The organism is Flavobacterium sp. (genome assembly GCF_024710485.1).
GTDB lineage: Bacteria > Bacteroidota > Bacteroidia > Flavobacteriales > Flavobacteriaceae > Flavobacterium.
This window is the reverse complement of sequence record NZ_JANJUQ010000038.1, coordinates 144,014-157,183: the sequence shown is the minus strand read 5'-3', so window position 1 is coordinate 157,183 and position 13,170 is coordinate 144,014. Positions and strand designations below refer to the sequence as shown.

Here is a 13,170-nt window from a genome sequence, read left to right as displayed (position 1 = left end):
ATTTTTAATTTTCTTGGAATTTAAGTTTTAAAATTTAGATTTTATATCCTCTTGCATGGCTTTCAATTGTTCCAAATAATCTCTTTGGTTGGATAATCTCGGTATTTTATGTTGACCGCCGAGTTTGTTGTTTTCTTTGAGCCAATCGTAAAATAAATGCTCTCGGGCTACGTTAATTTTGAGTTCATTGAGCGTCATGTTGTTGTAGCGTTTCGCCTCATAATCGGAATTGACCGATTGGATATTTTCGTCTAATGTTTTTTGAAATAAAGTTATGCTTTCCGGACGCTTCTTGAATTCGATCATCCATTCGTGGGCGCCTTTTTCTTTACCGTCCATAAAAATCGGCGCTACGGTATAATCAATGACTTCACAATTCAATGCCGAACAAGTTTTCGCAATGGCGGTATCGGTGTTTTCAATCATCAATTCCTCACCAAAAACATTAATATGGTGTTTGGTTCGGCCGGAAACGCGAATGCGATACGGACTCAAAGATGTAAACCGCACGGTATCGCCTATCATATAACGCCATAAGCCGGAGTTGGTGGTAATGACCATGGCGTAATTTTTAAACAATTCCACTTCCGACAAACGCACTATTTTTTGATTTGGCGTCCCAAATGTATCCATCGGAATAAACTCATAGAAAATGCCGTAATCCAACATCAACAACAAATCATTGGAGTAATTCAAATCCTGAATGGCAAAAAAGCCTTCAGAAGCATTGTAAATCTCGTAGTATTTGAAATCGACTTTCGGTAAAATCTTTTTGTATTGCTCGCGATACGGTTCAAAACTCACCCCGCCGTGGAAATAAACTTCCAAATTCGGCCACAAATCAAATAGGTTTTCTTTTCCGGTTTCGGTTAATATTCGGTTCAGTAAAACCAACATCCACGAAGGTACTCCGGCAAAACTGGTCACGTTTTCGGTTTTGGTTTCGTTGATGATAGCGGTGAGTTTGCTTTCCCATTCGCTCATCAATGATACTTTGTTACTGGGTGTACTGCTGAACTCCGCCCACATCGGCATGTTTTCAATTAGAATAGCTGATAAATCGCCGAAGTAAGTGTTGTTGTTTTCATAAATCTGTGAACTGCCGCCGAGTCGTAAACTTTTGCCCAAAAACATCTCCGAATTTTCGTTGTTGTTCAAATACATGCACAACAAATCCTTGCTGGCTTTGTAATGACAATCTTCTAGCGCTTCGTTGCTTACCGGGATAAATTTACTTTTGGCATTCGTTGTGCCGCTCGATTTGGCGAACCACTTAATGGGTGTATTCCAAAAAACATTTTGATAGCCTTTACGTGTTTCTTCAATCATCGGTTCTAGGTCTTCATAAGAAGAAACCGGGATGCGTTCGGCAAAAGTTTCATACGATTTGATGCTGTCGAAATCGTATTTTTTTCCCATTACGGTTTCGTCACAAGTTCGTATTAAGTTCATTAATAATTCATTCTGAACTTCATTCGGGTATTTTAAAAACAACTCAATCTGATGAATGCGTTGCTTCAAAACCCAGGACGCGATAGAATTAATAATGGGAAACGGCATTTTGATTTAGGATTTAGGAATTGCGATTTAGGATTTATAACTTTACCAAATATAGCAATATTTTTAAAAGTAGCCATGACATACGAAGGGGTTTTAACCAAAATGCAAACCGAATTCTCCAACCCAATCCAATACTATTTGGTATTTGAGAACAGTTTTTTAAGCTTGAATCAGTTATTAGACAAATCGCTTGAAATTTCTTTTCAAGGTTACCAGTGTTTAAATTGCGGTAAAAAGAAAAAGATTTTCCGTCAGGGATTTTGCTACGATTGCTTCATGAGTTCTGCTGCAGCCGGCGATTGGATTATGAAACCCGAATTAAGTACCGCGCACTTAGACATCGAAGACCGCGATTTGGAATACGAAAAAAGAGTCCAATTGCAACCGCATATCGTGTATTTGGCGTTGTCGAGCGAAGTGAAAGTTGGCGTAACCCGCAAAACCCAAGTGCCTACGCGTTGGATAGATCAAGGTGCTGTGCAAGCCATTCCGATTGTAGAAGTGCCGAATCGTTATTTGGCCGGAATCACCGAGGTTGCCCTGAAAAACCATTATGCCGATAAAACCAATTGGCAAAAAATGCTCAAGAATGATGTGCCTTCGGTAGATTTGGTAGCCGAACGGTTAAAATTGGAAAACCTCATTCCAAATGAAGTACATGACTATTTCTTTTCTACTAAAGAAGATTTATGCGAATTGCAATATCCGGTTTTACAATATCCAACCAAAGTGAATAGCTTGAATTTAGACAAGTCACCTAATTTTTCCGGAAAACTTACCGGTGTTAAAGGCCAATACCTATTATTTGAAGACGGAACTGTTTTTAATGTTCGGACTTTTGAAGGTTATGTGGTGAAAATCAATATATAAAGGTTGCTGTATAAACTGTCATTCCGACGAAGGAGGAATCTCATAACAATATATAGAATGAGATTCCTCCTTCGTCGGAATTACAAATAGACTAATTTGTAGGCGTCTCTGTTTTCGGTGCCTCTTTTTTCTTCTTGTTTAAAAGTCCTTTCAGCAAATCGTTGGCCTTGTTTTTTACATCCGTTTTTACATCCGTTTTGGTGGTGTCATTTTTCGGTTTGGTAGCATTGGAAATAATCGAATTCACCGCATCTTTTCCACCCGAAACCAATTTGTCTTTTTGTTGTTTGACCAAGTTGGTTACTAAGTTAGTTGTGGCTTGCTTCACATCGGTAGTGATTTTAGGGTTTTTAAAATTACCACCCAAACTGGCATTAATTGGCACATTTTCTACTTTTTTAGCGTCGGCCGGAGACAATTTAGCCAATAAATTATTGGCTTCTGTACCTAAATATTTCGCCGGCACATCCAATTTCAAATTGTAGTTCATGTTTTGGTCAAAACCATGCGTTCCGCCAACCGTTACCTTGATGTCTTGGTATTTGATGTCGAATGGTTTTACATTCACTTTTCCGTCTTTGAAAGTTACAGCCGCTTTCAAATCGTTGAGGTTGAGCTTTTTCAAATCCACAAAATTCAACTTGTCATCCAAAGCGGTCAGCAAAGTTGAATTGCTTGAATTCACGGTAGTCGAAAGCAATTGTCCCAACAAATCCCCTGATAAACTGTTCAAGTCCGGTGTCATTTCGGTGGCGTTCAAGTTTCCGGATAATTTGATTTTGGAGTTCAGTTTCCCGTTGATGACTCCTGCTATTGGCGCAATCTTTCTCATCATTTCTAATTGCGTGAATGTTTGCATGATGTCGACACTGTTCAATCCCAAATCCATGTTGAATTTCGGTGTTTTTTCTTTGGTCGAAACATCGCCGTTAAAGGCAATCGAACCCCCGAAAATATCTGTTTTTCCATTTTCCAAAGTCGCTTTTTGGTCTTTTATAATCACTTTACCCGAAACATTTTTCAACACCAAATTGTCATATAAAACCGTATTGGCTTTAGCGGTTAAAGAGCAATTCAGGAAGGCCGGGATTTTCATCGGTTCGCTCGCTTTGATTTCTTTTTTCGTATCGGCTTCCGTGGTCATAAAATCGTTGACCGCTAACTGATTCGATTGTAAGTTAAAGTTGCCTTTCAGCTCTTGGTTTTTGAATACAAAGCCGTAGAAGTTTTCCAAGACACCATTTAAAGCCAAATCCGTTTTTCCGGTTACGGCATTGAACTGTTTCAGGTTTACGCGACTTGGATCAAAAGATACCAAGGCGCGACTGATTTTCATCGCTTTGCCGTTCTCGTCGGTGTAATTAAATCCGGTTAAGTCGATGGTTCCGGCATTTTTGATACGGGCATAATCGCTTTTCTCTACCGATTGCATGTCGAATTCCGTTTTCACATCGGCTTTTAAAACGCCGCTTAACGGTTTGTCTAATTTCACAGGATACGCTTTGGTTACATTGGCCAGATTAATCGTGCCTTTGAGTTCGGCATTCACCAAAGCATTTTCGGCTACATTTTTAATGTTGGCTTTGGCATTGAATACGTCTTGGTCGATTTGAAACGAGAGTTTGTCTAAATTTACATAAGTATCGTTCATCAAACCGGTTTCGTTGATGATTTTGGTGTCGATGACAATATTTTGCACCGATTTCGGCAAATTCGGATATTGGAACGAAGCGTTGTTCGAGGCAATATCGATGTTGAATTTCGGCACCGTAGTGTCGGTTAATTTTCCTTTAGCAAAACCTTTTACGGTAAAATCGCCATTGGTTTTTACGTCTTTCAAATTGCTCGAATACTGAGCCGGAATCAAACCCAAGAAGTTTTTAAAGGAAGAAGTCGGCGTTTGAAACGTCAAATCATAGACTTGTCCGTCATCAACCATTTGGATAAAACCGTCAAATTTCAGAGGCAATTCGTTGATTTTGGCTTCGTTTTTCTTGAAGGTATATTTGCTTTGGTCTAAGTCGATACCCAAAATCGCATCCAATGAAATCGCAACGTTTTTCATATAATTTACCTTGTCCATGTCCAGCGATACTTTGGTGGTGGTTTTGGTGGTCAAATCGAGTTTAGAGGCCGCAAAATCGCCCGTTCCTTCGTGGTTGATGCTGTCCAAAACCATTTTGATTTTTGAACGTTCGTCGTAGTATCTGAATTGGAAATTTTCCACCGAGTATTCTTTGATTTTCAACGAAAGAGGTTTGCTTTTGCTCTCATCGGTTTGCTTTTCATCTTCTTTCAAAGCGATGTCGAAATTGCCAACACCGTCTTTGTTGAAGATGATGTTGATTAAGCCGTTTTTAGAATCGATGCCGTCAATTTGCATCGGTTCGTTTTCACTATTGAACAATTGTCCGATTGCCATTTTCAGATGCAATTCGTCAAAAGCGACTAAGGTGTCGCCTTCAAACGGTGCTTTGTTCACGATGGATAATTTTTCAATAGTCACGCTGGCGTTCGGAAAGTTTTTAAACAAACTCAAATCGGCATCGTCAAAAGCGACTTTAGCATCGACTTTTTCATTGATGGCTTTTTCGATTTTGGCTTTAATTTGGTCTTTAAAGAAATACGGAATTGCAAAAGCGGAAACCACTAAAAGCAATAGGATGATACCAACAATTTTGAGGACTTTCTTTACCATAATGTGACAGATTTAATTACGCGTTGACTAAACAAAAATAATGCCTTTTACTTACAATGCGGTTATCATTTAAAGAAGTTTTATGATTTTGAACCGTTTGCCTTGTTGAGAAAATGTTATTAACAGTGACGCAGTTTTTGCCGATAGTCTGAAATAGTTTTAGTTAATTTGTGCTTCTATGAATAAGCAGCATCAAGTCATTTTATCTTTAGGAACCAACCAAGGCAATCGTCTCGAAAATATAGAACGGTGCATCGATTTTTTGCACAGAGAAATAGGCACTATTATTAAGGTTTCCAAGCTTTACGAAACACCTTCTTGGGGTTTTGAAAGTGAGCCGTTTTACAATTGTGCCGTGGTGATGAATTCGCACAAATCGGCCCATCAGCTTTTGGAAGAAGTGCTATTGTTGGAAGAAGCTTTGGGCAGAGTCCGAGAAGATGTTACCGGTTACCAAGCCCGAATGATTGACATTGATGTGATTGCTTATGATGAAGAAATCATTGCTTCCGAAAAATTACAAGTGCCGCATCCGCAAATGCAAAATCGTTTGTTTGTATTGTTGCCGATGCGAGATTTAAACTTGGATTGGCGTCATCCGATTCTGCAAAAATACCTGCACGAATTATTGGTGTTGTCCGAAGACAAAAGCAATTGTAAAGTAGTGCAAAATTTGGAAATCCCGATAGCCAAAATCAAGTTAGATCATTTTAATTATATCGCCATCGAAGGTAATATCGGCGCAGGAAAAACTACCTTGACGAATAAATTAGCGGAAGATTTTAATGCAAAAACTGTATTGGAGCGCTTTGCCGATAATCCGTTTTTGCCGAAGTTTTACGAAGATCAGAGTCGCTATGCTTTTCCGCTGGAAATGTCGTTTTTGGCCGATCGTTACCAACAAATTTCCGACGATTTGGCGCAATTCGATTTGTTTAAGGATTTTATTGTAGCCGATTATCATATTTTCAAATCGTTGATTTTTGCGAAAGTCACTTTGGCGGAAGACGAATACCGTTTGTACAAAACGATGTTTGACATCATTTACAAAGAAATGCCGAAGCCCGATTTGTACATTTACTTGTATCAAAACACCGAACGTCTTTTGGCCAATATTAAAACTCGAGGCAGAAGTTACGAGCAGGAAATTCCGGCGGAATATTTGGAAAAAATCAACAATGGCTATTTGGATTACATCAAATCACAAAAAAACCTCAATGTCTTGATTATCGATGTGACCAATCGCGATTTCTTAAACAATCAGGAAGACTATGTGTTTGTGTTGGAAGAAATTCGAAATAAAATTCAATAGTTATCTTTTCATTGAAAAATGCCCTCTGGTTTCCGGCATTAATCCTTCAAGTTTAGCCACAAACCAATAATCTGTTGAAGGTAAGAGCTGTCCGTTATAAGTGCCGTCCCATGAAGGATTGGAACTGTTTAAGACTGTAATCAACTTTCCGAAACGATCAAAAATCTTCACTTCAGCATTGTTGAAATAGGACATTCCTTTAATGTGCCAGCGGTCGTTTATTCCATCATTATTTGGTGTAAAAAATGCCGGAATGGAAATCACTACAAAAGGTTTTTGGTCTTCACCGCATTGGTTAGGCTCTTTAACATAAGCCGTGTACAATCCGCCTTCGGTTACAGTAAAAGTATTGGCGTTTTGATAGTGAATTCCGTCTAAAGAATATTGAAAATTTCCGGTTTGAACCGTTTGAATTGTGACCTCTAAATCATTGGTTATTACAGTAGAAATTATCGGATCAGGATGATAAATTAGGGTGAAGTTTTTGGTTTTAGCACAACTTCCGGGTGCCGGCGTGGTAACGGTTACCGAATAATTGGTTTGACCGTCGGAGTTGATATGCTGACCAGTAGCGCCATTAGACCATAAATAGATCATATTTGGATTTCCGGCGTCTAAAAGTATGGTTTCGCCTTCGCACAATTCGATGGTTTCATCAGCCAAAATCGGTGCAGGAAACACTTGGATATCAATCGCTGTTCTGTCAGACAAACAGCCGTTAAAATTGGCTTCGATAAAAAAGGTTGTGTTTTGGCTGAGATTGTTTGTTGAAAAATTTGTGCCCGAAAAAAAAGGCGTATTATCTGTTAGACTTTCATACCAATTCAAAATCCCCGAAGTAGTTTGTACTTGGATGATTTCCTGACTTTCTTCGCAAATAGTATAAGGTGTTGTATAGGTCAGTTGAGGTTTCGGAATTACCGATGCAGTGACGGCTACTCTCGAATTGGTAACACAACCATTTGAAAAAGCTGCAGCATAAAATACTGTGGTCGCACTGATGATTGGTGTGGTAAACGAGTTTCCGTTACCTAAAAAATTACCGCCGATTGGGGCGTCATACCAGTTTACGGTTCCGGTGTTCGAAATCGCTTGCAGTATTGCTGTTCCTGAGCCACAGCGCGAACCATTAGTTGATGAAGTGATTGACGCCATCGTAATGGTTGTACTGGTTGAAATATTCAGTATCGGATCGCCGGGCATTCCGCCATATTCTACTATATATCCTTTGGGTTGGTAATCGCCTCCGGATTCACCGGTATTGGATAAATCGTTCCAAGAACCCGGAATTCCCACACCGGGAGCAGTAATGTGAGCGTAATCTTCATCGCCGGCGTTGTTGGGTTCCCCATTGTTCCAAAAGGCATAATTAGGGGTAGAGCCGTTGAAGTTTCCGTTCCAGAAAGTGGTGCCGTTTTCCGGGCCTGTCATCCATTTCCAAACACTCTCGGTTTGTTCATCGCTGCCGCCAATCCAACCGGCACCGGTAGTTTGTTCTCCGGCAATTTGAGCCTCTTCAGCAGAGGTAATGGTGGCCAAATAGCCTTGTAGCCCGTAATAAGTGCTGTTTTGTGCGGCCACTTTAGCTGCCGACCAAGTGATTCCGATATTAGGAATGTATAGATAATAATGGCCGTTCGAGGGAAGATAATTGGCTTGTCCGACCGTGATGGAAAAATTTCTTACTCCAGTAGGATTGGTTGCGCTGGAAGAAAATTCAATGTCTTCAATTGCGGCTATCAGTTCTGTATGGGAGGGTTGAACAGTAATCCCAGAAAGGGTTAATGTTCCAGTTGTAGCGTTCCATGAAGTACTAATGTTGGGATGCGTTCCTGTTAGCGTTAACAAGTCTTCCCCAAGCGCGTATCCTGATGAAATTTGAATGTATATTGCATCAATACCGCTGTCGTCCGGATCAGTGATGGTCATACTAGTCACAATTTTCATAGATGTTCCAGGGCAATAGGTTTGATTACCTGTGGCTATTAAAGTTGGCGCAACATTGCTTACAGGTTGTTGCAGAGCAATAATTTGAGCTGCACTATGGCCGCGATTTGAGCCAAAGAGTAGAATCAGCCAAAACAGTAAAATGCTATTTTTCATGTTATAAAAGTAAAGAAAACGCTGTAATTTATTACATCAAACTTTCTTAAAAGTTAGTAGTTTAACTTTTGAAACAAGTCCCAAACTACAATACCGGTACTTACAGAGATGTTTAGAGAATGTTTAGTGCCCAATTGCGGGATTTCGATAGAGCCGTCACAAAGCGCAATGGCTTCTTGAGATACACCATATACTTCATTGCCAAATACCAAGGCATATTTGGTGTCTTTTTGGATTTTAAAATTCTGAAGGAAAACAGCGTTTTCTACTTGTTCTACGGCAAAAACTTGAACACCGTCTTCTTTTAGTTGGGTAATGACATCCGTCACATTTTTGTGATATTCCCAAGCTACAGTTTCGGTAGCGCCCAAAGCCGTTTTGTGAATTTCTTTGTGTGGTGGCGTTGCCGTAATGCCGCACAGATAAATTTTTTCAATCAAAAAAGCATCGGCAGTTCGGAATACGGAACCAATATTGTGCAGGCTTCGGATGTCATCCAACAGGATAATAATTGGTGTTTTTTCGGCTTGTTTAAAATCAGTTACTGATTTGCGCTCTAATTCTTTATTTTCAAGCTTTCGCATCTTTTTTTTGGCAAATATATTCAAAAAAAAAGTCCCGATTAATCAGGACTCTTTCGAATTTATATTAAGTACAATTAACTTTTTGTAGGCTCAACTTTTGGTTCAGCAGGTAATACATTTCCTTTGATAGTCAAAACTTTAGTTTCTTGACCAACAGCGTTTGATTTTACAGTTACTGTTTTGGTAAAAGGTTGTCCGGCTCTTGAAGTATCATATTTTACTCCAATAACTCCTTTTTCTCCCGGTTGGATTGGTTTTTCCGGTTTTGAAGGTACGGTACATCCGCAAGATCCTTGAGTGCTTTCAATAATAAGAGGTTTAGTACCGTTGTTTACGAATACAAATTCTCTTTTTCCGTCAGAATTGGCAGGAATTGTACCGTAATCGATTGTTTCGTTTTCAAATAACATTCCAGGTCCGTCCACTTTTGGGGTTTCTGTTTTAGCTGCCGGTTTTGCAGCTGCTTTTTTGGCTTGAGCATTGGCAGAGGTAACACCAAAAGCTACTAAGGCAGCAAGTAAAATTATTTTTTTCATCTTATTATGTTTTTAAGTTTCAAAAGCAAATCTATTTAAAAATTAAAATTGAGTCTTTTTTTTTGCCTTAATATTAAATTAATTTTTTAGACGGCTATTAGTGCTAAAATTTTTAAATTCGCTATCTTATTTATTTAAATCCAAATTACATTGTCAGCCAAAGAAAGTAAAGCCAAGGAAACCCCTTTAATGAAACAGTACAACGAGATCAAGACAAAGTATCCCGATGCTTGCTTGTTGTTTAGAGTAGGTGATTTTTATGAAACCTTTGGAGATGATGCCATTAGAGCCTCTAAAATCTTAGGCATTGTTTTAACTAAAAGAGGTGCAGGTTCTGACAGCGAAACAGCTTTGGCCGGATTTCCGCATCATTCTCTCAATACATATTTGCCTAAATTGGTAAAAGCCGGATTGCGCGTGGCCATTTGTGACCAGCTTGAAGATCCGAAAATGACCAAAACCATTGTCAAAAGAGGCGTAACTGAATTAGTTACACCCGGAGTGGCAATGAATGATGAGGTTTTACAGGCTAAATCCAACAACTTCTTAGCTTCAGTTTATTTTAGCAAACGCCAATTAGGTGTGGCCTTTTTGGATGTTTCTACCGGTGAGTTTTTAACGGCACAAGGCAATGAAGAGTATATCGATAAGTTATTGCAAAATTTCAGCCCGAGTGAGATTTTGATTCAGAAAAACACCAAAACCCAATTTAAAAATGCTTTTGGAGAAGATTATAATGTTTTTTATCTGGAGGATTGGGTGTATAAAGAAGACTATGCTGTCGAAACACTGCAAAATCATTTTCAAACCAATTCCTTAAAAGGTTTTGGGATTGAAGAATTGCAGGACGGCATCATTGCATCCGGCGCTATTCTTTATTATTTATCAGAGACACAGCACAATAAAATTCAGCATATTACTAACATCCAGCGCATAGCCGAAGATGCCTACGTTTGGATGGACCGATTTACCATTCGCAATTTAGAGTTGTACCACAGTCATTCGCAAAACGCAGTCACGCTTTTGGATGTAATCGACAGGACGCTTTCGCCTATGGGTTCGCGTTTGTTGAAACGCTGGTTGGCACTACCTTTAAAGGATATCAATAAGATAAGAGGTCGTCATGAAGTGGTTACTTATTTGAAGGACAATCAAGAAATCCTTCAAAAAATCCAATACCAAATCAAACAAATTTCCGATTTAGAACGCTTGATTTCCAAAGTGGCTACCGGAAAAATTTCTCCGCGTGAAGTGATTTATCTGAAAGAGTCACTCGATGCCATTATTCCGATAAAAACCATTGCCTTGGAAAGTAAGCAAGAAGCGGTAAGGGTAATTGGTGATAATCTGCATGCCTGCGACTTGCTTCGTGAGAAAATAAAAGCCACACTCAATCAGGAAGCGCCGGTTTCTATAGCCAAAGGGAATGCTATCGCAACGGGTGTTCATGCTGAGTTGGATGAGCTGAGAAATATTGCGTTTTCGGGGAAAGAATTTTTGGAAGGTATCGAAGCCAGAGAATCGGAAAGAACCGGAATTTCTTCGCTTAAAATATCATTCAACAATGTGTTTGGCTACTACATTGAAGTTAGGAATACCCACAAAGACAAAGTGCCTTCCGAATGGATTCGCAAACAAACTTTAGTCAATGCGGAAAGATATATAACCGAAGAATTAAAAGAATACGAAACCAAAATTCTCGGTGCCGAAGAAAAAATCCACCAGATCGAAAGCCATTTGTTTGAGCAATTGGTGATTTGGATTGGGACATACATCAAGCAAGTACAGTTGAATGCAAATTTGATAGCGCAATTGGATTGCTTGACGTCTTTCGCTCAATTGGCTATCGAAAACGACTACGTTTGTCCGATAATTGATGAAAGTTTTGAGTTGGAAATTACTAATGGTCGACATCCTGTGATTGAAAAACAGCTGCCGGTTGGTGTTCCTTATGTGGCTAATGATGTTTTTTTGGATAGAGAAACCCAGCAGATTATTATGATTACCGGTCCGAACATGTCGGGTAAATCCGCTATTTTACGACAAACTGCTTTAATTGTGCTATTAGCGCAAATGGGAAGTTTTGTGCCGGCGGAAAAAGTCAGAATGGGCGTGGTTGATAAAATATTTACCAGAGTTGGCGCCAGTGATAACATTTCGATGGGAGAGTCGACTTTTATGGTGGAAATGAATGAAACGGCTTCTATCTTAAATAATATATCCGACAGAAGTTTGGTGTTATTGGATGAAATCGGTCGCGGAACCAGTACTTATGACGGAATTTCAATTGCATGGGCGATTGCGGAGTTTTTACACGAAAATCCGGCTCGAGCCAAAACTTTATTCGCAACACATTATCATGAATTAAATGAAATGAGCGAGTTGTTGCCGAGAATTCAGAATTACAATGTATCAGTTAAAGAATTAAAAGACACTGTGCTTTTTATCCGTAAATTAGTGAAAGGCGGTAGTGCGCATAGTTTTGGGATTCATGTGGCCAAGATGGCGGGAATGCCGCAAATGGTGATTCAAAAGGCGCAAAAGCTCTTAAAGAAGTTGGAGAAAAACCATTCGAGTGATGCCTTAAACACCATTAAGTCAGCTAAAGATGAGATGCAACTCAATATCTTCAGTATGGACGATCCGTTATTGGAAGAAATCAGGGAAGATATCCTAAATTTAGACATCAATACTTTGACTCCGGTTGAAGCTTTGATGAAGTTAAATGAGTTAAAAAGAATGTTGTTGAAAAAATAATCAATCGCTTGATTTTGCTAATCAGCGAATTAGATTTTATGAACTTTTTTTTCAAAAAAAGGTTTGTATAATTCAATTTTAGTGTTACATTTGCATCCGCAATACGGAACAAGTGTTGCGGTTCTTATAAAATTTGACATGCGAAAATAGCTCAGTTGGTAGAGCGCAACCTTGCCAAGGTTGAGGTCGCGGGTTCGAGCCCCGTTTTTCGCTCAATATCCAATACGCTCGGATGGTGAAATTGGTAGACACGCTGGACTTAAAATCCAGTGAACAGCAATGTTCGTGCGGGTTCAAGTCCCGCTCTGAGTACAAAGGCCTCTAACATAGTTAGAGGCTTTTTTGTTTTAATCTCTTTTTTAAATCTCATGGGGACTTTTGTAATCAGTAAACGCCTTAGTGACGAATATAAATTTGAATTTGTTTCCAGAAAAGGAAAGCCTATTTTCACGAGTGTCAACTATGAATTGCGTTTTGAATGTGAAGAAGCTATAGAGTCGTTTAAGTCGGCTATTGAAACTTATGCGTTTCTTAGGTTTAAAACGGCAAAAGGGAAGTGTTTCTTTAAGCTGATGAAAAGCGATCAAATTTTTGCGGTGAGCCGAAAATATTCCACCGAACTGATGATGCAAAAAGGGATAGATGAAATCGTAAAGTACGCCTCTCAAGCAGAGATTCTTGATTTCTCTTCAGGAGATTCTATTTTTTCCGATATTTAGATTGAAGTGCAGACCAAAAAAGAAAAGCCAC

Annotated in this window: 9 protein-coding genes and 2 tRNA genes; 6 read left to right on the top strand and 5 right to left on the bottom strand. The window is 39.2% G+C overall.

Features of this window, described 5'->3' with window-relative positions; translation table 11 throughout:
- Nucleotides 1–27: 27 nt before the first annotated feature.
- Nucleotides 28–1,560 (bottom strand): GH3 auxin-responsive promoter family protein, encoded by a 1,533-nt coding sequence (locus Q0M21_RS10675; RefSeq protein WP_295337973.1) that lies wholly within the window; start codon nucleotides 1,558–1,560, stop codon nucleotides 28–30.
- A 75-nt stretch (nucleotides 1,561–1,635) separates the two neighbouring features.
- On the opposite strand from Q0M21_RS10675, the gene Q0M21_RS10670 reads away from it, so the two are divergent.
- Nucleotides 1,636–2,430: a DUF2797 domain-containing protein gene (locus Q0M21_RS10670; protein ID WP_295337971.1), complete on the top strand. Its 795-nt coding sequence runs from the start codon at nucleotides 1,636–1,638 to the stop codon at nucleotides 2,428–2,430.
- A gap of 91 nt (nucleotides 2,431–2,521) precedes the next feature.
- Here the strand turns inward: Q0M21_RS10670 and Q0M21_RS10665 are convergent, their stop codons facing one another.
- Nucleotides 2,522–5,128: an AsmA-like C-terminal region-containing protein gene (locus Q0M21_RS10665; protein WP_295337969.1), complete on the bottom strand. Its 2,607-nt coding sequence runs from the start codon at nucleotides 5,126–5,128 to the stop codon at nucleotides 2,522–2,524.
- 178 nt (nucleotides 5,129–5,306) lie between these two features.
- Here Q0M21_RS10665 and folK point away from each other — a divergent pair, with 178 nt between their 5' ends.
- A complete protein-coding gene (gene folK / locus Q0M21_RS10660; protein ID WP_295337967.1) occupies nucleotides 5,307–6,440 on the top strand; it encodes a 2-amino-4-hydroxy-6-hydroxymethyldihydropteridine diphosphokinase in 1,134 nt (377 codons plus the stop codon).
- Here the strand turns inward: folK and Q0M21_RS10655 are convergent, their stop codons facing one another.
- From Q0M21_RS10655 to Q0M21_RS10645, 3 genes are all read right to left on the bottom strand, one after another.
- Nucleotides 6,441–8,543, bottom strand: a complete 2,103-nt coding sequence (locus Q0M21_RS10655) for a T9SS type B sorting domain-containing protein (protein ID WP_295337965.1) — start codon at nucleotides 8,541–8,543, stop codon at nucleotides 6,441–6,443.
- Nucleotides 8,544–8,596: 53 nt separating this feature from the next.
- Nucleotides 8,597–9,127, bottom strand: a complete 531-nt coding sequence (locus tag Q0M21_RS10650; protein ID WP_295337963.1) for an RNA methyltransferase — start codon at nucleotides 9,125–9,127, stop codon at nucleotides 8,597–8,599.
- Nucleotides 9,128–9,201: 74 nt separating this feature from the next.
- Nucleotides 9,202–9,663 carry a DUF1573 domain-containing protein gene (locus Q0M21_RS10645; RefSeq protein WP_295337961.1) on the bottom strand — a complete coding sequence of 154 codons (462 nt, stop codon included), beginning with the start codon at nucleotides 9,661–9,663 and terminating at the stop codon, nucleotides 9,202–9,204.
- A 150-nt stretch (nucleotides 9,664–9,813) separates the two neighbouring features.
- Between Q0M21_RS10645 and mutS the strand changes: the two genes are divergently transcribed.
- The 4 genes from mutS (at nucleotide 9,814) to Q0M21_RS10625 (ending at nucleotide 13,139) form a co-directional block, all read left to right on the top strand.
- A complete protein-coding gene (gene mutS / locus Q0M21_RS10640) occupies nucleotides 9,814–12,420 on the top strand; it encodes a DNA mismatch repair protein MutS (RefSeq protein ID WP_295337959.1) in 2,607 nt (868 codons plus the stop codon).
- 140 nt (nucleotides 12,421–12,560) lie between these two features.
- Nucleotides 12,561–12,633, top strand: a tRNA-Gly gene (locus Q0M21_RS10635).
- 13 nt (nucleotides 12,634–12,646) lie between these two features.
- Nucleotides 12,647–12,732: transfer RNA gene (locus tag Q0M21_RS10630), tRNA-Leu, on the top strand.
- Between the two features lie 56 nt (nucleotides 12,733–12,788).
- Entirely contained in the window at nucleotides 12,789–13,139 is a 351-nt protein-coding gene (locus Q0M21_RS10625) for a DUF1508 domain-containing protein (RefSeq protein ID WP_295337957.1), read from the top strand.
- Nucleotides 13,140–13,170 lie beyond the last annotated feature (31 nt).